General features: G+C 59.1%; 15 protein-coding genes. 12 read left to right on the plus strand and 3 right to left on the minus strand.

Going from position 1 to position 19,517, the window contains the following annotated elements; genetic code table 11:
- Window positions 1-107 precede the first annotated feature (107 nt).
- The 7 genes from FHU12_RS06680 (at window position 108) to FHU12_RS06710 (ending at window position 8,645) form a co-directional block, all read left to right on the plus strand.
- On the plus strand, window positions 108-1,676 hold the full coding sequence (locus tag FHU12_RS06680; protein ID WP_141968208.1) for an ABC transporter substrate-binding protein: 1,569 nt from the start codon (window positions 108-110) through the stop codon (window positions 1,674-1,676).
- Window positions 1,676-2,731 carry an ABC transporter permease gene (locus FHU12_RS06685; RefSeq protein WP_087763065.1) on the plus strand — a complete coding sequence of 352 codons (1,056 nt, stop codon included), beginning with the start codon at window positions 1,676-1,678 and terminating at the stop codon, window positions 2,729-2,731. Before FHU12_RS06680 ends, FHU12_RS06685 begins: the two co-directional genes overlap by 1 nt.
- Entirely contained in the window at window positions 2,728-3,597 is an 870-nt protein-coding gene (locus tag FHU12_RS06690; RefSeq protein WP_141968210.1) for an ABC transporter permease, read from the plus strand. The genes FHU12_RS06685 and FHU12_RS06690 overlap by 4 nt, the downstream gene beginning before the upstream one ends.
- The gene (locus FHU12_RS06695; protein WP_141968211.1) at window positions 3,587-4,429 is read left to right on the plus strand and encodes an ABC transporter ATP-binding protein; all 843 of its coding nucleotides are present in this window, start codon (window positions 3,587-3,589) and stop codon (window positions 4,427-4,429) included. The genes FHU12_RS06690 and FHU12_RS06695 overlap by 11 nt, the downstream gene beginning before the upstream one ends.
- Window positions 4,426-5,097, plus strand: a complete 672-nt coding sequence (locus FHU12_RS06700) for an ABC transporter ATP-binding protein (protein ID WP_141968213.1) — start codon at window positions 4,426-4,428, stop codon at window positions 5,095-5,097. The genes FHU12_RS06695 and FHU12_RS06700 overlap by 4 nt, the downstream gene beginning before the upstream one ends.
- Window positions 5,098-5,229: 132 nt before the next feature.
- Complete coding sequence (locus tag FHU12_RS06705) at window positions 5,230-6,804, plus strand: ABC transporter substrate-binding protein (protein WP_141968215.1); 1,575 nt, start codon at window positions 5,230-5,232, stop codon at window positions 6,802-6,804.
- Between the two features lie 230 nt (window positions 6,805-7,034).
- Window positions 7,035-8,645, plus strand: a complete 1,611-nt coding sequence (locus FHU12_RS06710) for a hypothetical protein (RefSeq protein WP_141968217.1) — start codon at window positions 7,035-7,037, stop codon at window positions 8,643-8,645.
- Here the strand turns inward: FHU12_RS06710 and FHU12_RS06715 are convergent.
- A complete protein-coding gene (locus FHU12_RS06715; protein WP_141968219.1) occupies window positions 8,642-9,310 on the minus strand; it encodes a prepilin peptidase in 669 nt (222 codons plus the stop codon). The two genes, FHU12_RS06710 and FHU12_RS06715, sit on opposite strands and share 4 nt — an antisense overlap.
- Window positions 9,311-9,738: 428 nt before the next feature.
- On the opposite strand from FHU12_RS06715, the gene FHU12_RS06720 reads away from it, so the two are divergent.
- Window positions 9,739-11,250, plus strand: a complete 1,512-nt coding sequence (locus FHU12_RS06720) for a YchO/YchP family invasin (RefSeq protein WP_141968221.1) — start codon at window positions 9,739-9,741, stop codon at window positions 11,248-11,250.
- On the opposite strand, the gene narL is transcribed toward FHU12_RS06720, so the two are convergent.
- Entirely contained in the window at window positions 11,247-11,897 is a 651-nt protein-coding gene (gene narL, locus FHU12_RS06725; RefSeq protein ID WP_004934684.1) for a two-component system response regulator NarL, read from the minus strand. The genes FHU12_RS06720 and narL overlap by 4 nt on opposite strands.
- 10 nt (window positions 11,898-11,907) lie before the next feature.
- On the minus strand, window positions 11,908-13,692 hold the full coding sequence (gene narX, locus FHU12_RS06730) for a nitrate/nitrite two-component system sensor histidine kinase NarX (RefSeq protein WP_047730492.1): 1,785 nt from the start codon (window positions 13,690-13,692) through the stop codon (window positions 11,908-11,910).
- A 350-nt stretch (window positions 13,693-14,042) separates the two neighbouring features.
- Here narX and FHU12_RS06735 point away from each other — a divergent pair, with 350 nt between their 5' ends.
- The 4 genes from FHU12_RS06735 to wecA all read left to right on the plus strand — a co-directional run bounded on the left by FHU12_RS06735 (window position 14,043) and on the right by wecA (window position 19,477).
- Window positions 14,043-15,437, plus strand: coding sequence for a NarK family nitrate/nitrite MFS transporter (locus FHU12_RS06735; RefSeq protein WP_141968223.1), 1,395 nt, complete (start codon window positions 14,043-14,045; stop codon window positions 15,435-15,437).
- 773 nt (window positions 15,438-16,210) lie between these two features.
- A complete protein-coding gene (locus tag FHU12_RS06740) occupies window positions 16,211-17,110 on the plus strand; it encodes a winged helix-turn-helix domain-containing protein (protein WP_141968225.1) in 900 nt (299 codons plus the stop codon).
- Between the two features lie 180 nt (window positions 17,111-17,290).
- A complete protein-coding gene (locus tag FHU12_RS06745) occupies window positions 17,291-18,253 on the plus strand; it encodes an NAD-dependent epimerase/dehydratase family protein (RefSeq protein WP_141968227.1) in 963 nt (320 codons plus the stop codon).
- 174 nt (window positions 18,254-18,427) lie between these two features.
- Window positions 18,428-19,477 carry a UDP-N-acetylglucosamine--undecaprenyl-phosphate N-acetylglucosaminephosphotransferase gene (gene wecA / locus FHU12_RS06750; RefSeq protein ID WP_141968229.1) on the plus strand — a complete coding sequence of 350 codons (1,050 nt, stop codon included), beginning with the start codon at window positions 18,428-18,430 and terminating at the stop codon, window positions 19,475-19,477.
- The last annotated feature ends 40 nt before the right edge of the window (window positions 19,478-19,517 follow it).

Consider the following 19,517-nt stretch of genomic DNA (forward strand, 5'->3'; position numbering starts at 1 on the left):
TATACATAAAAAGAATATCTATAGTGATTTAAGTACCTTCAGCTGTCGATCGTGCTCGCATACACTCGCGAAATTATTATAAATTCCATCCGCTTGGAGAGTTTCAGATGAAAGCGCTCGTTCCTTCTTTGCTGTTTTTGGCCGTGGCGGCCAGCGTTAACGCGCAGGCGGCGACGCCGGCCAACACGCTGGTGATCGCACAGTCTATCGATGACGTGGTCAGTTTTGACCCGGCCCAGGGATTTGAGTTAACCACGGTGCAGTCGTTCAACAGCCTGTATCAACGTCTGATCCAGTCCGATCCGCACAACCCTATCGATCTCAAGCCGACCCTGGCCAGCAGCTGGCGGGCCGGCGCCGATAACCGCAGCCTGACTTTCAGCCTGCGCCCGGACGCCAGGTTCGCCAGCGGCAATCCGCTGCGGCCGGAAGACGTGATCTTCTCGCTTTCGCGGGTGGTGAAACTCAATCTGGAGCCGTCGTTTATCCTGACGCAGCTGGGCTGGAACGCGAAGAACGTGGAGCAACACCTGACCAAGATAGATGACCACCAGGTAAAAATCAGCTGGAGTGAAAACGTCAGCCCGGCCTTCGTGCTCAGCCTGCTGTCGGCGCCGGTATCGTCGATCGTCGACGCCAAAGAGGCGCTGGCGCACCAGCAGGGCGACGATCTGGGGCACCAGTGGTTGAACAGCCACTCCGCCGGCAGCGGCCCTTACAAAATCCGCACCTACGTGCCGCACGAAGTGGTGGTGCTGGACGCCAACCCCGGCTCGCCGGAAGGGGCGCCGACGCTGAAAACCATCCTGATCAAAAACGTGCCCGATCCGGCCGCGCGCCGCTTGCTGATCGAGCAGGGCGATGCCGATATCGCGCGCAACCTGGGGGCAGACCAGATGGCGGCCTTGAAGGGTAAGCCGGGCGTCAAACCCCTGGCCATTCCTTACGCGTCGCTTTATTTCCTGCAGTTCAACGCCAAGGCGTCGCCGGCGCTCGGCAATCCGGCGTTCTGGGAGGCGGCGCGCTGGCTGTTCGATTACCAAGGCATCGCCGACGATCTGCTGAAAGGGCAGTTCCAGAGCCACCAGGCATTCCTGCCGGACGGCTATCTGGGGGCGCTCAAGGATCAGCCGTACAGCTTCAATCCGCAAAAAGCCAAAGAGATACTGGCCAAAGCGGGGCTCAGCAACGTCAGCTTCCGTCTGGACGTCAATAACCAGCCGCCGTACCTGGATATCGCCCAGGCGCTGCAGGCCAGTTTTGCCCAGGGCGGCGTGAAGGTGGAACTGGTGCCGGGCATCAGTTCGCAGGTCTCCACCAAGGTGAAAGCGCTTAACTACGATGCGACGCTGACGTCCTGGGGGCCGGATTACTTCGATCCTAACACCAACGCCGCAGCCTTCGCCTACAACCCGGAAGACGGCAGCAAGACGCTGGCCTGGCGCGCCAACTGGCAGATCCCGGCGCTGAGCAAGCTGACGCTGGCCGCCACCGCGGAAAACGACACCGCCAAACGGGTGGCCGACTACCAGCAGTTGCAGAAACAGGTGCAGCAAAGCTCGCCGTTCGTCATCGGCCTGCAGGCGCGCAGCCTGATTGCGGTGCGTGACAACCTCAAGGGCTATGTGCAGGGCATCAACCCTGACATGGTGTTCTACAGCAAGGTCAGCAAGTAATGGCCGCTGAACTGTCCGCCAGCGCCGGGGCAGCCCGGCGGTATTGGCGCTGGGGCGGGCGGCTGCTCGGCGGCGCGCTGTCGCTGGCGTTGACGCTGCTCGGTCTGCTGCTGTTCACTTTCATGTTGTCGCACCTGGCGCCGATCGATCCGGCGCTGCAGGTGGCGGGCGATCACGCCAGTGAAGCCACCTATGCGCAGGTGCGGCACGAGCTGGGGTTGGATCAGCCGTTGCCGGTGCAGTTTTGGCGCTATCTGGTGCACCTGGCGCACGGCGATTTAGGCATTTCACGCATCACCGCCCAGCCGGTGTTGAGCGATCTGCTGCGTACTTTCCCGGCGACGGTGGAGTTAGCCACCTGCGCCATTATCCTCGGCGCCCTCGGCGGCATTACGCTGGCGTTTCTGGCGGTGCTCAAACCAGGCAGCTGGCTGGATAACGCGGCGCGTCTGCTGTCGCTGATCGGCTATTCGGTACCGATTTTCTGGCTGAGCCTGCTCGGGCTGCTGCTGTTCTATGCCACGCTGCACTGGTCGGCGGGGCCGGGGCGGCTTGACGACATCTACTTGTACAGCATGGAGCCGCGCAGCGGTTTCGTGTTGATCGACAGCTGGCTGTCCGGCGATCGCGAAATGTTCTACAACGCCATCGGCCACCTGTGGCTGCCGGTAGTGGCGTTGGCGCTGCTGTCGATGGCCGGCATTACCCGATTGCTGCGGGCGGCGATGCTGGAAGAATGCAACAAGGAATACGTGACGCTGGCGCGTTCCAAGGGGGCCGGCCGCCTGCGCATTCTGCTGCGCCATGTGTTTCCCAACGTGCTGGGCACGCTGATCACCGTACTGTCTCTCTCCTATGCCAGCCTGCTGGAAGGGGCGGTATTGACCGAAACGGTGTTCGCCTGGCCCGGCGTCGGGCGTTATCTGACCTCGGCGCTGTTTGCTGCCGACACGCCGGCGATCCTCGGCGCCACGTTGCTGATCGGCACCTGTTTCGTGCTGTTGAATGCACTGGCCGACGCCTTGACCTATTTAGTGGATCCGCGAACCCGATGAGCCAATATCTTTCTGAACACGAACCGCAAAGCGAGCCGGCCGTCGGTTACCGCAGCGGTCGGCGCCTGACCACGCTGACGCTGGGCACGGCGCTGGTGGCGATTCTGATCGTCACCGCGCTGCTGGCCCCGTGGCTGGCGCCTTTCGATCCCAATCTGCAGCATATCGAGCTGCGGTTATTGCCACCTTCCGCCGCACACTGGCTGGGTACCGACGGCTTTGGCCGCGATTTGCTCTCCCGCGTGATTTACGGCGCGCGGCCGACGCTGATCCTGGTGTCGCTGATTCTGGTGTTGACCATTCCCATCGGCCTGCTGGTCGGCATCTGTGCCGGTTACCTCGGCGGCTGGGTAGAGCGCATTTTGATGCGCCTGACCGACATTTTCCTGTCGCTGCCGAGCCTGGTGATCGCGCTGGCGTTTGTGGCCGTCATGGGGCCGGGGCTGATGAACGGCGCGCTGGCGCTGGCATTGACCAGCTGGCCGGCCTTTGCCCGCCAGGCGCGGGCCGAAACCCTGGCGCTGCGCCGCAGCGACTACCTGGCGGCGGCGCGCATGCAGGGCATCAACGGGCTGCGGCTGATGGTCGGCCACATTTTGCCTTTATGCCTGCCGAGCGCGGTGGTGCGTGCGGCGCTGAGCCTGGGCGGCATCATCCTGTCCGCCGCAGGTCTGGGGTTCCTCGGCATGGGCGTCGCGCCGCCGACCGCCGAATGGGGCTCGATGGTGGCCGAAGGCAGTAAAGTGATTTTCGACCAATGGTGGGTCGCCGCCGCGCCGGGCGGGGCGATCCTGTTCGCCAGCCTGGCGTTTAACCTGCTGGGCGATGGCCTGCGCGACAAAATGGATCCTCGTCATGGGCATTGATAACTCCTTATTGACCGTCGAACGCCTGGCGATCGGCGTGCCGGGGCCACAGCCGGCGGCGTTGGTGAAGACTATTTCGTTCAGCATGGGGCGGGAGCGGCTGGCGCTGGTCGGTGAGTCCGGCTCCGGCAAGTCGTTGACCGCGCGTGCGCTGATGGGGCTATTGCCGCCGCCGTTACAGCTGCGGGCGCAGCGCCTGACGTTAGGCGATGAAGACTTAACGCGCCTGAGCGAGCGCCAGTGGAGCCGGCTGCGCGGCGACCGGGTGGCGATGGTGATGCAAGACCCCAAACATGCGTTGAACCCCAATCAGCCGATCGGCCGTCAGGTGGAGGAGCCGCTGGTGCTGCATGCGAAGCTAAGCCGCGCCGAGCGGCGTGAAAAAGTGTTGGAGACGCTGGCGGCGGTGGGCTTGCCCGAGCCGGCGGCGCTGTGCCGCCGCTATCCGCATCAGCTCTCCGGTGGCATGGGGCAGCGGGTGATGCTGGCCATTGCGCTGATCAACGATCCGCAGCTGTTGATTGCTGACGAACCGACGTCGGCGTTGGATCACCAGATGCGCGATCAGGTGCTGCAGCTGATAGACAATCTGGTGACGCAACGCAATATGGGGCTGATCCTGATCAGCCACGATTTGCAGCAGGTGGCGCACCACTGCGAGCGGGTACTGGTGATGTACAAAGGCGAGCTGTTGGATCAGCTCCCGGCGGCAGAGCTGGCGCAGGCTACGCACCCTTATACCCGTACGCTGTGGGCGTGTCGGCCGAGCCGCGAGACGCGCGGCAAACCGCTGCCGGTGCTGGATCGCGCGCTGTTGGAGACGTTGAAATGAGCGTGATTGCACTGGAGAACCTGAGCGTCAGTCACCGCCAGGGCTACGAACTGCGCACCGTGGTGCATGAGGTTAACCTGCGCATCGAACCGGGCGAGTGTTTCGGGCTGGTGGGGCCTTCCGGCTGCGGCAAGTCCTCGTTACTGTGGGTGCTGGCCGGGCTGAACGGCAGCTGGCAGGGCGGCTTTGAGTTGCTGGGGCGGCGGCTGCTGCCGGGGCAGGCGTTTACCGGCGAACTGCGGCGCGAAGTGCAGATGGTGTTTCAAGATCCCTATGCTTCGCTACACCCCAAGCACCGGCTTTTGCGTACGCTGTCGGAGCCGCTCAAACTGCTGAAGGAAAGCGACATCGAACGTAAAATCAGCGCGGGCTTTCGCCAGGTGGGGTTGGATCCGCGCCTGCTGGGTCGCTACCCGCATCAGCTGTCGGGCGGCCAGCGGCAGCGCGTGGCGATCGTGCGCGCATTGTTGCTGCGGCCGAAGCTGCTGTTGCTGGATGAACCGACTTCGGCGTTGGACATGTCGGTGCAGGCGGAGATCCTCAACCTGCTCAACGAGCTGAAACAGGCGGGCGATCTGACTATGGTGCTGGTCAGCCACGATGCGGACGTGATTGACCACATGTGCGATCGTTCGGTGGCGATGGCGCACGGGCGCATCATCGTTTGACCCTATGCCCGCCAACGCGGCGGGCATATCCATCTTGGTAATAAATAAAGCAATTTATCGTCGTTCTTCCGTTAATTCTTACACCCTACACTCGACAAACAGCGCAACCGCGTGATTGTGGAGAGTGTATCGATGAAACGGTTAATCCCAACCTTATTGTATGGCGCGCTGGCGGCCGCTTTCGGTGCGCAGGCCGCCACCCCGCAGGATACCTTGGTGGTGGTCAGTTCGCTGGAGGGCATTATCAGTCTCGATCCGGCAGAGAGCTTTGAAACCGTCAGCTCGGCCAATCTGGTCAACCTCTATCAGCGCCTGGTGGCGCCGGATCGCGCCGCGCCGCAAAAGCTGGCGCCGGACGCCGCGGGCAGTTGGCAAGCGGGCGCCGATGGCCGCAGCCTGACCTTTACCCTGAAACCGCAGCAACGCTTCGCTTCCGGCAATCCGCTGCGGCCCGAAGACGTGATTTTCTCGCTGGTCCGCGCGGTGAAGCTGAACAAGGCGCCGTCGTTTATCCTCGGTGAGTTTGGCTGGACGCCGGATAACGTTGAGCAGCAGCTGGAGAAGGTGGGGGATAACCAGGTGCAGCTCCGTTGGCCCGCCAACATCGGCAGCGAGCTGGCGCTGCGGCTGCTGACGGCGAACGTGGCTTCGATCGTGGATGAGAAGCTGCTGAACGAGCACGCGCAGCAGGGGGATTACGGTAATGCCTGGCTGCGCAGCCATTCCGCCGGCGGCGGTCCATATCGGGTAAACAACTATGTGCCGCACGAGGCGCTGCTGTTTGGCCGCAACGACTATGCGCCGTCGCCGGCCAGGCTGAAAACGGTGTTGTTCAAGAACGTCAGCGACGCCGGCACCCGCCGTTTGTTGCTGCTGAAAGGGGATGCCGACGTGGCCTACGATCTGGGGGCCGATCAGTTCGACTCGCTGCGCAATGCGCCGGGTGTGCGCATCGAGCAGGCCGATGCGCCCCGGGTCTATTACCTCGGTTTCAACACCGGCAGCAAAGACAACCCGGCGCTGGGCAATCCGGCACTGTGGCAGGCAGCGCGCTGGCTGGTGGATTATCAGAGCATCGCCGAGCAGCTGCTGAAAGGGCAATATCGCGTGCATCAGGCCTTCTTGCCGCAGGGGTTGGACGGGGCGCTCGACGATCGGCCGTTTAGGCTCGACGTGGACAAAGCCAGACAGATCCTGCGCGAGGCCGGCATCGCCGAAGGCACGCGCATCAGTCTGATCGTCATCAATCAGCCGCCGTATACCGACATCGCGCAGGCGCTGCAGGCCAGCTTTGCGCAGGCCGGGCTGCGGTTGGATATCCAGCCGGTGGTGGAGAGCGATCTGTGGGGCAAGATGCGCGGCCGCGATTTTCAGGCGATCTTCACCTACTGGGGCGCCGACTATCTGGATCCGAACACCAACGCCAGCGCCTTTGCCTACAACGTGCCCGGTGGGCCGAAAACGCTGGCCTGGCGCACCCAGTGGGGCATTCCCGCCATCAGCGCGGAAACGCGTGCCGCGGCCGCGGAGGGCAACAGCGCCGCGCGCAGCGCACGTTACGTCACGTTGCAACGGGAACTCCAGGCCAGTTCACCTTATGTGGTGGCGTTGCAGGGGCAAACGCTGGTGGCATTACGGGACAACGTTGAAGATGCCCGGGTGGATATCGCCAACAGCATGCTGTATCTGGACCGGGTGAGTAAGTAGCGACAGCGCCGCGCGCCTGGTCAGGCTTTTTGTCGCGCCAAGGCCGACAGCGTGTGAAATCGCGTGCTGTTGCAACCACGAATCGCGAGATGTTGTATCAAGGTGAAATAAAATGAAATTTCATAACGTGCTCCTGTGGCGGTGATAGATTGGCGCTGAAAGGCGGCGTTGTTTACGCCTTTCAGCGCGGTCGTCCGCAATGATGCGGACACATCACCTCAGGAGATATTATGGACAATAACGGAAACGCTTCAGTGGAGCACGCAGCAACCTTGCTCGCCACCGGTGAGGTTGTTACGCCGGAACAGTTTTATCAGGACAGCGACGGAAGCAACTGGGGGCCGGCGATCAACAAAGCGGCGGCGGCGGCGCTGCAAGCCGGCGGTACGTTGTCCCTGGGCAAACGGGTGTATACGGTCGCCGGGCACGTGCTCATTCAGACGACAACGGACATCTACGGCGGCATCGGTTTGCGGGTGGTCGGATTGGGGCGGGCGACCAAAATCGTCAAGACCGCGGACAGCAGCTATACCAATGAACAAGGCGAAACCAAGAAAGCGGTGATCGTGGTGAAAGGCTTCGCCAATCTGACGCTGCACGGCTTGACGTTGCGGGATGATACCGGCGTAGACGATACCCACGGCGTGTGGTTCAGCGATCTCAATATGACGAAGTTTGATATCCGAGACATCTACACCAAGGTCGGTGGTTATTCGCTGTTTGTGTCGGGCGACATGTTCATTAACTGGTTGGTGAACGTGCAGATGGAAGCTAATGCCAATCGCCCGGGGGATGGGGTGCTGTGGATGAACAAGTCCGGCACCACCAATTTTATCGACGGGCTCTACGCCGCGCGCGCCAAGGACACTGCGTTCAGAATTTCAGGGTTTTACTCTACGGTCGGTTCGTTGGCCGCGGATGACTGCATCGGCGATATCTACTATTTCAAAGATTTTAACGGCACGATCAATTCATTGGGCTGCGAGAACCGCAACACGCAGCGTGCCGCCAGTGTCAGCGTGCTGTCCACCAACTTTGCCCAGGGCACGATAGGCAATATCAATATCCAGGACGCGCAGAATGTGGAGAGCGGGGGCGTGCTGTGCCGGTTTATCAACGAATCTCGTTGGGATATCGGTCAGTTGAATCTTTACAGCGGCGCCAAGACGCCCTTCCCGGTGGCAATCGCCGCCTGCAACAACAATACCGAGGTAACCTTCAGTAACGTCTATAACGGCGGCGTCCCGGTGGCCGGCAAAAGCACCGTCGACGTTACGTCGTTTTTAAGCGGGGTCGAAGCGATGTACAGTCTGGGCGAGCGGGGTATTGCCCCATCCTCCACCAGCAATCATTTGCCGCGTAATATCTCGAAACAGCCATCGTGGACTTTTTTAGGCACCCTGACCGCGCCGGATCGGCAACCCACAACGCACATTACGCTTCAGCAGGGGGTCAGCACCAAGGTGCTGGCGTGCGATTTATATATTACGTTCGATCTGTCTTCGCAGGCGACCGCCTTTGTCGTCAATAAAGGCAGCTATAGCGCGAAAAGCGCCTTTATGTTGCGGCGCACCGGGCCGTTGAGCTGCGAAATATACTATCGCGTCGAGAAGGATTTCGGCTTTGGCAGTTATCAGGTGCAGGCTACGCGCGGCAGTTACTGGCGGCCGGACGGCGCTTCGTTGAGCGCGCCCCCCTCCGATGCGCTGGAAATCCGTAGCGATGAAATGTTATCCACGACCAGGCTCACGGCGGTCCAGCCGCTGGCCAATCCGGCAACGGCCAGCACGGCAGAAGTGGCCGGATTGCTCAATCGGCTGATCGAGGCACTGAAGACCTAACCGAACAACGCCGGCGCGTTTTGGCCGGCGTCCATCAAGAGCAGCAGCCAGCCGGCCGCCGCCAAGGCGATACCGAACGGTTGCGGCGTTCGCCAGCTGCGGCGTTGGTGCAGGCCGCGCGCTACAGCCAGGCCTAACCCGAACGCCGCCGCCAGGCAGACCAACAGCGGCAACGTCATCCAACCGAGCCAGGCGCCCAGCGCCGCCAACAGTTTGAAATCGCCCTGGCCGATGCCGTTGCGCCGCCGCACCTGTCGATAAAGTGTGTTGAGCAGCCACAGCGCCCCGTAGCCGGCTGCAGCGCCGATAACCGCGTCGTCAAGCGTTGCCCAGCGGGCGTCAAGGTTGCACAGCAGCCCGCTCCACAGCAGCGGCAAGGTTAGCCGATCCGGCAGCCATCGGTGGCGCCAATCGAGCCAGGCCAGGGCGATCAGCAGCGCCGCGGCCGGCGGCAACCACAGCCGGTGTGCTGCCGGCAGGTCGAAAGGCAGCGTCGCCAACGCCAGACCCAGGCCCGTCAACAGCAGGCCGCGGCGGCGCAATCTCGGTAGGTTGGCGCGTACGGCTACCGTTCGCTCCAGCCGGGTAATGAGAGAGAAGGCGAGCAGGCCGGCCGACAACAGCGCGGTGAAAAACAGCATGTGCCACAGTGAGGAAAGAAACATCAGGGTTCCGTCATTCGTGAAATAGATGTTTAAAATAACGGCAAAATGCGTATTTCACCGGGGTGAAATGCGGCGGCCTGCGGGATATGCGCGGTTGTGCGCAGCGCGGCTTTACATATTGCATGGTGAAACAAACCGCTACGTGTCGGCTCGCCGCGTCACTGCACGTTTTATCGGCAAAATCGGCGCGAAAAGGGTGTGAATTCACCTGTATTCGGAAGGGGCGAGCCAATGGCCTGGTGTGACAGCGTCACTCGTGAATGATTGAGGATTATCCTATTGTTTCTGCTCGGCAATCCGTTAGGCTATGAGGAAATAGGGGCCCCCTGCAGGCTGGGGGACGCGAGGTTTTTCAGATCTGTCGCGGGAACGGCGGCGGCAAAGCAGTGGGTTGGCGTGCTCCAGGAGGGAGGAAAGCCAACGGTGTCATGAAAGACGTGATTCAGGCAATACTTATCAAGACCAAAAAACGATTCTGGCGCCGACGCCAGACGGCGTGGCTGGCCGGGCCGCTGGTGTGGCTGGCCGGTGCGGTGCCCGCGTGCGCCGAATCCCCACCGGCGCCGGACAGCGCAATCTCTTCCGAACAGGCCGCCGCGGATCCGGCTGCGAATTTGCCGGAGCTGGGCGGTATGCCCGACGACGCCGCGCGCGAAAAACAGTGGGCCGAGATGGCCAAACAGCTCGGCGAAAAAGATCTGAACAATGTTTCACGCCAGCAAATGCGCAGCCGCGCCGAGGATTATTTGCTGGGCCAGGCGACCGACACGCTGCAGCAGCAGGCGCAGGAACTGCTGTCGCCGCTGGGCACCGCCCGGCTATCGCTGAAGATGACCGGGGAGGGTGACTTTACCGGCAGCAATGGGCAGTTATTCAGCCCGCTGTACGACGTCGATGGATTGCTGACCTACAGCCAGATCGGCTGGCTGCAGCAAAACGCCGGGGCGCTCGGCAATTTTGCGCTGGGGCAACGCTGGATCGCCGGCGACTGGCTACTGGGTTACAACACGGCGCTCGACAGCGATTTCGCCCGGCAGCTCAATCGCGGCAGCGTCGGTGCGGAAGCCTGGGGGGATTACCTGCGTTTCTCTACCAACTATTACTACCCGCTGTCGGCGCTGTCGCAACAGCCTGGCGATGGGGTGTTTTTCAGCCGTCCGGCGCACGGTTACGACATCACGACGCAAGGCTATCTGCCGTTTTATCGCCAGATCGGCGGTTCGCTCAGCTATGAGCAGTACCTGGGCGATAATGTCGATCTGTTCGGCAGCGGCAAAAAGCAGAACGATCCGCGCGCGATGCAGCTGGGGCTCAATTACACCCCGGTACCGCTGGTGACGATGAAAGCGTTGCATAAGATTGGTGCGGGTGGGCAGAGCCAGGACCAGGTCGAATTGGCGCTGAGCTATCGGCTCGGGGTGCCGTTGGTGAAGCAGATTTCGCCGGAGTATGTGGCGCAGGCCAAGTCGTTGCGCGGTAGCCGCTACGATCCTATCGAACGCAAAAACGTGCCGGTGTTGGAGTTCCGCCAGCGCAAGACGCTGCAGGTGTTCCTGGCCACGCCGCCGTGGAGGCTGCAGGCGGGGGAAACCGTGCCGCTGGTGGTGGAGATCAAGGCGTTGCACGGGATTTCCCACGTCAGTTGGCAGGGGGATACGCAGGCGCTGAGCCTGACGCCGCCGCACAACGCCAACGATCCGCAGGGCTGGACGGCGATCGTGCCGCCATGGGACGACGCGCCGGATGCCGCCAACAGCTACCGGCTGTCGGTCACGTTGGAGGACGACAAGCAGCAGCGCGTGACGTCCAACTGGATAGAGCTGAAAGTGGCGCCGCCGCTGACGGCAGCCACCGGTGAAGACACGGGCCTGCCGCCGATCAAAACCCTGACGCCACCGCCGATCCCGGCGCAAACCGGGCCGCTGTACGGCGGCAATTAACCGTTTTTACCCTGCAGCACCCACACGGCGGCCTCGACGCGGGATTTTAGCTTCATCTTTTTCAACAGGTGTTTGACGTGTACCTTGACGGTGCTTTCGGTGATGGTCAGGCGGCGGGCGATCAGCTTGTTCGGCAGCCCCTGAGCGATCAGCTTCAGGATATCCCGCTCGCGCGGCGTCAGTTGCTGAATATCGCGATCGGCGCTGGGGCGGTTTTCCCGCAGGCTGGCGGCGAGGATCGGCGTCAGCGTCTCGCTGAGCACCATCTGCCCGGCCGCCGCCTGATGCAGCGCCTTCAGCAGATCCTCCGGCTCCATATCTTTCAACAAATAACCGTCGGCGCCGCGTTTGAGCGCGCTGACGACGTCGTCTTCATGGTTGGACACGCTGAACACCACGACGCGCCCTGACAGGTCGGTCTGGCGCAGGCGATCCAGCGTTTCCAGCCCGTTGATGCCGGGCATGTTCAGATCGAGCAGGATCAGATCCGGATCGTGCTGTTCCGCCAGCGCGACCCCTTGCTCACCGTTGCTGGCTTCGGCGATGACCTGCAGGCGAGCGTCCATGCCAATCAGCTGTTTTACGCCGTTGCGCAGCATCGGGTGGTCGTCGATCAGTAAGATTGTGGCGGCGGTTTCTGTCGTCATGGTGTCTCCGTTAGTCGATGGCGTGGTTATCCGGCGTGAAGCTGACTCGCACTTCGGTGCCGCCGCCGCTGCGCGGTAAAATGTCGCAGCGGCCGTGCAGGCTCTTGGCGCGATCGCGCATGATGATCAAGCCGTAATGGTCGGGGCGGGATGTTTCGGCCGGCAGGCCGCGTCCGTTGTCACATACGCTCAGGGTGACTTCGCCCCGTTTGTTGATGACCTGAATGCTCACCTGGCTGGCGGCGGCGTGCTTAAGGATGTTGCTGAGCGCCTCGCGGGCGATCTGCAGCAGATGAATGGCCTGGTAGGCGGGCACCGTGCGCGGCCCCAGTTGATAATCGAGATGGATGGTCAGGCCCAGTTTGGGATTGAACTCCGCTACCGTCGATTGCAGCGCCGCCAGCAGGCCCGGTTCGGTCAGCTGCAGGCGGAAGGTGGTCAACAGCTCGCGCAGCTGGCGATAGGCGCCGTTCAATTCTTCGCGCATCTGCTGCACCAGCGCCTGGCTGGCGGACGAGAGCGTTTCGCCCTGCATCTGCAGGCAGGCTATTTGCATTTTCAGGCAGGAGAGCGATTGGGCGATAGAGTCGTGCAGCTCGCGGGCGATCGCCGCCCGTTCTTCCATCAGCATCAGCTGCTGCTGGTGGTCGACCTGACGCTCGATGGCCAGCACGCTGGTCAACTGCTCCACCAGGGTGTTGATCAGCTGGCGGTGCTCATCGTTCAGCGGTTGTTGCGGCGCATGCTGTGCCACGATCACGCCGTAGTCGCCGAGTTTGTCGCTCAGGCTCCAGCTCAGCGACGGGTTGTCGGGATGCTGGCGATCGCTGTCGTTCAGGCAAGCGCTGCACACCGGATTATGGCAATGCTCCGGCCGCAGCGGCTGGTTGCCGCTCAGCTGCAGCAGCGGTTCACGGCTGTCGTTTTCATACAGCCGCACCTGAATGGCGCGCAGCGGCGTCAGGGTTTGCAGTTGGTTGAGCAGCGGCGTCAGGCGGCTGCACAGCGGCTCGCTGGCGTGCAGCAGGCGGCTGGCGCGATAGAGGAAGCTCAGCACCTGATTTTTCTGCTGCAGGTCGGCGGTCTTCTCGGCCACGCGCTGCTCCAGCCCGCTGTAGGTGGCCGACAGCTCGTCGGACATGGTGTTCAATGCGCCGCCGAGCGACGCCATTTCATCCTGGTGGCCACGCTGCGCGAAGCGGCGGCTAAAGTCGCCGCGGCCCACCGCCAACGCCATTTCTACCAGCTGTCGCCACGGATGCAGCAACCGGCGGCGCAGGTAGCAGGTGGTGCCGATCAGCAGCAGCAGGGTCAGTGCGATGAAACCGGCTTGCACCAGCGTCACCATCAGCAGGCGGCGCTCGGTTTGCCTGTCGATATCCGAGACCAGCTTATCCAGCAGCTGCACGAAGTGCGCCACCTGGGGCGCGGCGTCGGCCGGGCGCTGCGCGCTGCGCAGGCGAGGTTGCAAAGTCTGTTGCCAATAGTCGCGCAAGGCGTCGAAAGGCTGCGTCAACCCTTCCTGTTCCACCGAACGCTGCAGATCGGGGCTGTTTTCGTCGCGCTCCAGTTCGCGGATCAACGTTTCATGCCGTTCATCCAGCGGCACCTGCGCCAGCAGCCGATAGCTTTGCATACGCAGCGAGCCGGCCTTGTTGATGGCGTGCGCATTGCCCTGAATGCTCTGTGACATCCAGGCGGAAATCCCCATGCCGGCCACGCCCAGAATGCCCGACAGCAACATCAGCAGGGCGACCTGATTCACGATTGAAAGCGGAGCCAACAGGCGTTTCATAAGCGCGGATTCCTGGCGTTTGGCGCCGCTGAAGCTCAGGGGCGAAGGCGGCGACGGGGTAAACAAGTAACGATTCAGCCGTATTTTTGATTATCCCTGAGCATAACCCCATACCTCGAATGAAGTACCCATTAGTTTCCTGTGGGGGGGAGGAACGATGAAATTGATGCGGGTTTTGTTTTTAATGCATTGATTTAAATTAATTTAATTTTTAATTGAGGCGTACTCCTAAGGGGATGAGGGCGCTATTTGCGCCGCCAACTACTTGCATTCGGGTTGATATACATCAACTTTGCCGCCGGGGCCGCCCCCTAGGGTGTGCGGAATGATCCCCCGTGTCTGAGGTTTTTATGTCGCAACTTGCAACGCCTTCATCAAAGAAAACCGGTGCGCTGATTCAGGACTGGCGTCCTGAAGACAGCGCCTTTTGGCAGCAGCGTGGCCATCGCATCGCCACCCGCAACCTGTGGATTTCCATTCCCTGTCTGCTGCTGGCCTTCTGCGTCTGGATGCTGTTCAGCGCCGTCGCGGTCAACCTGAACAAGGTGGGCTTCAATTTCACCACCGACCAACTGTTCCTCCTGACGGCGCTGCCGTCGGTTTCGGGCGCTATTTTACGCGTGCCGTATTCCTTCGTGATCCCGCTGTTTGGCGGCCGCCGCTGGACCGCCATCAGCACCTGCTTCCTGCTGGTGCCGTGCCTGTGGTTGGGGGTCGCGGTACAGGACAGCAACACGCCGTACAGCGTGTTCGTCATCATTTCCCTGCTGTGCGGCTTCGCCGGTGCCAACTTTGCCTCCAGCATGGCCAACATCAGCTTCTTCTTCCCGAAAGCGCGCCAGGGCGGTGCGTTGGGGCTCAATGGCGGGTTGGGAAATCTGGGCGTCAGCGTTATGCAACTGGTCGCACCGCTGGCGATTTCTTTCAGCCTGTTCGGCCTGTTTGGCGGTACGGCACAAAATCAGGCAGAGGGAGGCCAGCTGTGGCTGGAAAACGCCGCCTGGATCTGGGTTCCGTTCCTGCTGGTTGCTACGCTGGCGGCCTGGTTCGGCATGAATGATTTGGCGGCGGCTAAGGCATCGTTACGTCAGCAACTGCCGGTGCTCAAACGCGGGCATTTGTGGATGCTGAGCCTGTTGTACCTCGCGACCTTCGGATCTTTCATCGGTTTCTCCGCCGGTTTCGCCATGCTGTCGAAGACGCAGTTCCCGGACGTGGTGATCCTGCATTACGCGTTCTTCGGGCCGTTCCTCGGGGCGCTGGCGCGGCCGGTTGGCGGTGCGCTGTCTGACCGTTTCGGCGGCGTGCGGGTGACGCTGATCAACTTTGTGGTCATGGCCATTTTCGCCGCGCTGTTGTTCCTGACCTTGCCGAATGCGGGGGAGGGCGGTTCGTTCATTGCCTTCTACGGTATCTTTATGGTGCTGTTCCTTACTGCGGGGCTGGGCAGCGGCTCGACTTTCCAAATGATCGCCGTCATTTTCCGTAAAATCACGGTCGATCGCGTCAAAGCGGCCGGCGGCAGTGACGAGAGCGCGCAGCGTGAAGCGGTGACGGATTCTGCCGCCGCATTGGGCTTTATCTCGGCGATTGGCGCCGCCGGCGGTTTCTTCATACCTCAGGCGTTCGGCACCTCGCTGGCGCTGACCGGTTCTCCGGCGGGGGCGATGAAAGTGTTCCTGGTGTTTTATATCCTGTGCGTGGTGATCACCTGGGCGGTGTATGGCCGCAAGAAAAAGGCCTGAGTATTAAACGGCTTTCTCTATCCCTTCCCGACAGGGGAGGGATATTTCGCTCATTCCGAGTCATCTCCTCTCTCCTCCTCAGTGAAATTTTCTGTCTTTAGGTAAAATTCTCATCTCCGATTACCGTTTTTTTCTTTTTTTATAGCACTATCTCTCAATATCAGAATGCTTTCGCGTAAACGGATTATATTATTTGCACGGTTTTTTCTTTTTGTTGAGAGTATTCCTGCATTAAATTATTAATGCTTTTCCCGCAGGTTAAATGAAATTTCCGCGAGGGTGAGGCATAATTAGTGCGATTGTTATAAAATCATCAATAGGGTTTTGTCTTAGATGCTGCGCCTACCGAGTGGAATGAACGTCGGGGTTAAATCAGACAACTCTCATTCTGTTTTTTCCGGCTTTTTGTAGTCTATCTGGCAATCAGATTAGGTGGAAAAACAGGATGAATTCACGGGGCAGAATGAAATTTCACAATTTTATTCGATTAACAATCAAACAACACTGCTAGCTTTTTCTTTTTAAATCAATGGGGTGCTAGTTTGAATTTTAAGGTAATCATGAAAGAAATCCATGTTGCCAACAGGGATAAAGAGTCGTTTGGATAAACATAACATCCTTAATAAGGCCTAATGTAAAAAATGAAATCAGAAAATTTTTATAAAAGCCAATATCCAATGGATGCAACCTGTTGAGTTTACATTTAATTTCTTGAACATTTTTTGATATTTCTATACAAAGTGTGCAGGACAGGCACGCTAAGGAAATTAAAAGTGAATCTTGATAAAAGAATAAAGATTAGGAATCTCGATGTTCTGACTCCTGCCGGGGAGAAATTCCGTCTGCGTTGGAAGGAGTATCAAATTCTTTCGCTGCTTGTCGCCAGATCACCAGAACTGGTTACCCGAACGGAAATTATAGAAAATATCTGGAAAGGAACTTATTGTTCAGATTCAACGATAAATCAAACAATTAAATCCATTCGCCAGAAAATTAGCGATGCGGAACACACGCTTATCAGAACCATTCCTCGTTTGGGGTACAAGGTGGAAAATCAAGCAGTTTTTCACTTTATATCCGAAGATGAAGACTACGCTGACGATGATATATTAAATGACGGCAATGATATTGGTGCTGATATTCAAGCGGAACTTTCCGAAAATGAAAGTGAATCGCCTGAACTCAACGAAGAGAAAATAGATAAGCCGCGTAAATCGCCCCTTGTTGCTGGGCCTGTCGCCACGGTGGAGTCAGCCAAACCACCGGCGCAGGAAAAGAAGCCGGCGGCGGTGCGTCGCTTTTTCAGCATGCCTGCTAGCCGCGTGGTGAAATACCTGACGGTATTCGCTTCGTTGCTGGTTATTTCACATTTTTCATATGTGCTCGGTAACCAAACTCGCCCGCCGGTGATCAATGATATTCAGAACAACACGCGCGTCGTGTTGACGCTGACGCTGAATAATCCCCATACCAACAGCCCGCAAACCCTGTTCTGCCTGTACCAGGGCGAGAGCATGGAGCAGGCGACCATTGAATGTGTCGACCCTAAGCAAGGGCAGCTTAAATTGCCGGTAAAATATGAGACATCTTCTACGCCGGGTAAAGGTCGGATTAATCTCATATTGCCGAACAAAACCTTGCAATATCAAGTTGCTTACGATGTTAAAAATTAACGCCGAATGAGGTTTTATCTTTAGCGATAATTTTACATTTGATGAAATCTTTTATTTCATTATTTGTTATTTGAAAGCCAGGTTCGATTTGTCCAGTCTGGAACTCATTACCTAACGCATATTAGCGTCCTGTTTCCATCGCGGTGACAGGAATAATGAGAACCTGCTGAGTGACAAATTATGGATAAGCGTAAAGTAGCTATTATCGGGGGTTCCGGTTTTATCGGAACACGCCTGGCGAAACGTCTCAGTGCGCGCGATGACCTGACGTTGGTCATCGTAGATAAGCAACCCAGCGCACATTTTCCGGCGCTCTATCAGTATGGCGATGTGACGCAGCCCCAGACCTTGCAAGAACCGCTGGCGGGCTGTGACGCCATCATTAATCTGGCGGCGGAGCATCAGGACAATGTCGATCCCATTTCGCTCTATTATCAGGTCAATGTCGAAGGCGCACGCCATGTCTGCATGACCGCCTCCGCATTGAATATCCGCCAAATCATTTTCACCTCCTCGGTTGCCGTTTACGGGTTCGTTGAACAGGAGACCGATGAAGGGGGGCGTTTTGACCCCTTCAACCATTACGGCAAGTCCAAGCTCGAAGCGGAGTATGTTTATGAGGCCTGGCGCAAGGCGGATAGCGCAAACAAATTAACGATCATTCGCCCGACGGTGGTCTTCGGGGAAGGCAACCGCGGCAACGTGTATAACCTGTTTCGCCAGATCGCCAGCGGCCGATTCGTGATGATTGGCAGCGGCAATAATATGAAGTCGATGGCCTACGTTGAAAATATTGCCGCACGACTGGAGCATGCGCTGGATCAACAGTCAACGTATCAGGTCAGCAATTACGTCGATAAACCGGACTTTACGATGAATCAGTTGGTCGACGTTATTTCCGCTTCGCTGGGCAGAGAAAATAAGACGATTCGCATTCCCTATGCCGTCGGCATATGCGGCGCAACCGCCTTGGATGTCGTGAGTAAAATAAGTCGCAAAAAATTCCCAATCAGTCGCGTAAGAGTGCAGAAATTCTGCGCCAGAACGCAATTTAAAAGCAATGTGCAAAATAATTTCGTGGCGCCGGTTGAACTTGATTCGGCAATCGAAAGAACCATTAAATATGAGTTTTCTGATAGATAAATTAACCGCACGCTGACGTTATTTACCTATTTCCGCCGACAAGCGGATAAATCTGTATTTTTCAGGATTAATTCATGCTGACTTATATCCTGGCAGGATCAATTTTGTTTTTGTTAATAGCGCATTGGGAGCTGTAACTCAAGGGCGGTAGCGTGCTTATTCGCTGGAGGAACGATGTTATATCAACTGAGCGTGATATTTGTGCTGGCGGTAGCCTGGGTGCTTGTTGCCCGTCGGGCCGCTTTGGTGGTGGGGTTGGTGGATAAGCCCAATGCGCGCAAGCAACATCTGGGGCATATTCCGCTGGTCGGCGGCATCGCCCTGTACCTGACGCTGATGCTGATGACGCTGTGGCAACCCGCTTGGCTGCCTGACAGCACGATCTATTTGTTGTGCGTCACGGCGCTGGTGGTGTTGGGCGTGCTGGATGACCGCTTTGATCTGCCCGTGACGCCGCGCGTCATGGTGCAGGGAGGGATCGCGCTGGCGATGATGCTGGCGGCAGGGATGCAGCTTTCCTCGCTGGGCTATGTTTGGGGCCATCAGGAAGTGATGCTCGGTTATGGCGCGCTGCTGCTTACGCCGCTGGCGGTCTGGGGGGCGATCAACGCCTACAACATGGTCGATGGCATCGATGGGCAGCTGGGCGCTTTGTCCTGCGTCACCTTCGTGGCGTTGGCCATCCTGTTCGGATTGGGGGGCCGGGAAGACCTGGCGCTGTGGTGTCTGGGCCTGATCGTCGCGCTGGCGGCTTATCTGCTGTTTAACCTGAGCCTGTTCGGTGCGCGCAACAAGATCTTCATGGGGGACGCCGGCAGCATGGTGATCGGCTTCAGCGTGCTGTGGCTGGTGCTGCTGGCGACTCAGGGGCCGCAGGCGGTGATGCGCCCGGTCACCGCGCTGTGGCTGATCGCCATTCCCCTGATGGACATGGTGACCGTGATGGTGCGCCGTCTGTTGCGCCGCCAAAGCCCCTTCAAGGCGGGCCGCGATCATTTACACCATATTCTGATGCGCCGTGGGCTCAATGCGCGCCAGGCGCTGGCAATGAGCACCATGCTGGCGGTGACGCTGGCCTGCGTCGGCATTTGCAGCGAAGTGTTGAAACTGCAGGAAAGCCTGATGCTGGTGGCGTTTCTACTCTGTTTTTGCGGTTATTTCGCCATGCTGCGTGAACCGCGCCAGGCAACGGTGCTCCGCGACACTCCCAGCGTTGGCCGATAATCCTCTCGCGGGCTGCGGCAGCAGCCCGTTTATTACGGTA

The sequence above is a fragment of the Serratia marcescens genome, assembly GCF_006715005.1.
Lineage (GTDB): Bacteria > Pseudomonadota > Gammaproteobacteria > Enterobacterales > Enterobacteriaceae > Serratia > Serratia montpellierensis.

What these genes read in the sequence shown, in the direction of transcription:
- FHU12_RS06680 (WP_141968208.1), top strand. Translation starts at nt 108, where the DNA reads ATGAAAGCGCTCGTTCCTTCTTTGCTGTTTTTGGCCGTGGCGGCCAGC.
- FHU12_RS06685 (WP_087763065.1), top strand. Translation starts at nt 1,676, where the DNA reads ATGGCCGCTGAACTGTCCGCCAGCGCCGGGGCAGCCCGGCGGTATTGG.
- FHU12_RS06690 (WP_141968210.1), top strand. Translation starts at nt 2,728, where the DNA reads ATGAGCCAATATCTTTCTGAACACGAACCGCAAAGCGAGCCGGCCGTC.
- FHU12_RS06695 (WP_141968211.1), top strand. Translation starts at nt 3,587, where the DNA reads ATGGGCATTGATAACTCCTTATTGACCGTCGAACGCCTGGCGATCGGC.
- FHU12_RS06700 (WP_141968213.1), top strand. Translation starts at nt 4,426, where the DNA reads ATGAGCGTGATTGCACTGGAGAACCTGAGCGTCAGTCACCGCCAGGGC.
- FHU12_RS06705 (WP_141968215.1), top strand. Translation starts at nt 5,230, where the DNA reads ATGAAACGGTTAATCCCAACCTTATTGTATGGCGCGCTGGCGGCCGCT.
- FHU12_RS06710 (WP_141968217.1), top strand. Translation starts at nt 7,035, where the DNA reads ATGGACAATAACGGAAACGCTTCAGTGGAGCACGCAGCAACCTTGCTC.
- FHU12_RS06715 (WP_141968219.1), bottom strand. Translation starts at nt 9,310, where the DNA reads ATGTTTCTTTCCTCACTGTGGCACATGCTGTTTTTCACCGCGCTGTTG.
- FHU12_RS06720 (WP_141968221.1), top strand. Translation starts at nt 9,739, where the DNA reads ATGAAAGACGTGATTCAGGCAATACTTATCAAGACCAAAAAACGATTC.
- narL (WP_004934684.1), bottom strand. Translation starts at nt 11,897, where the DNA reads ATGACGACAGAAACCGCCGCCACAATCTTACTGATCGACGACCACCCG.
- narX (WP_047730492.1), bottom strand. Translation starts at nt 13,692, where the DNA reads ATGAAACGCCTGTTGGCTCCGCTTTCAATCGTGAATCAGGTCGCCCTG.
- FHU12_RS06735 (WP_141968223.1), top strand. Translation starts at nt 14,043, where the DNA reads ATGTCGCAACTTGCAACGCCTTCATCAAAGAAAACCGGTGCGCTGATT.
- FHU12_RS06745 (WP_141968227.1), top strand. Translation starts at nt 17,291, where the DNA reads ATGGATAAGCGTAAAGTAGCTATTATCGGGGGTTCCGGTTTTATCGGA.
- wecA (WP_141968229.1), top strand. Translation starts at nt 18,428, where the DNA reads ATGTTATATCAACTGAGCGTGATATTTGTGCTGGCGGTAGCCTGGGTG.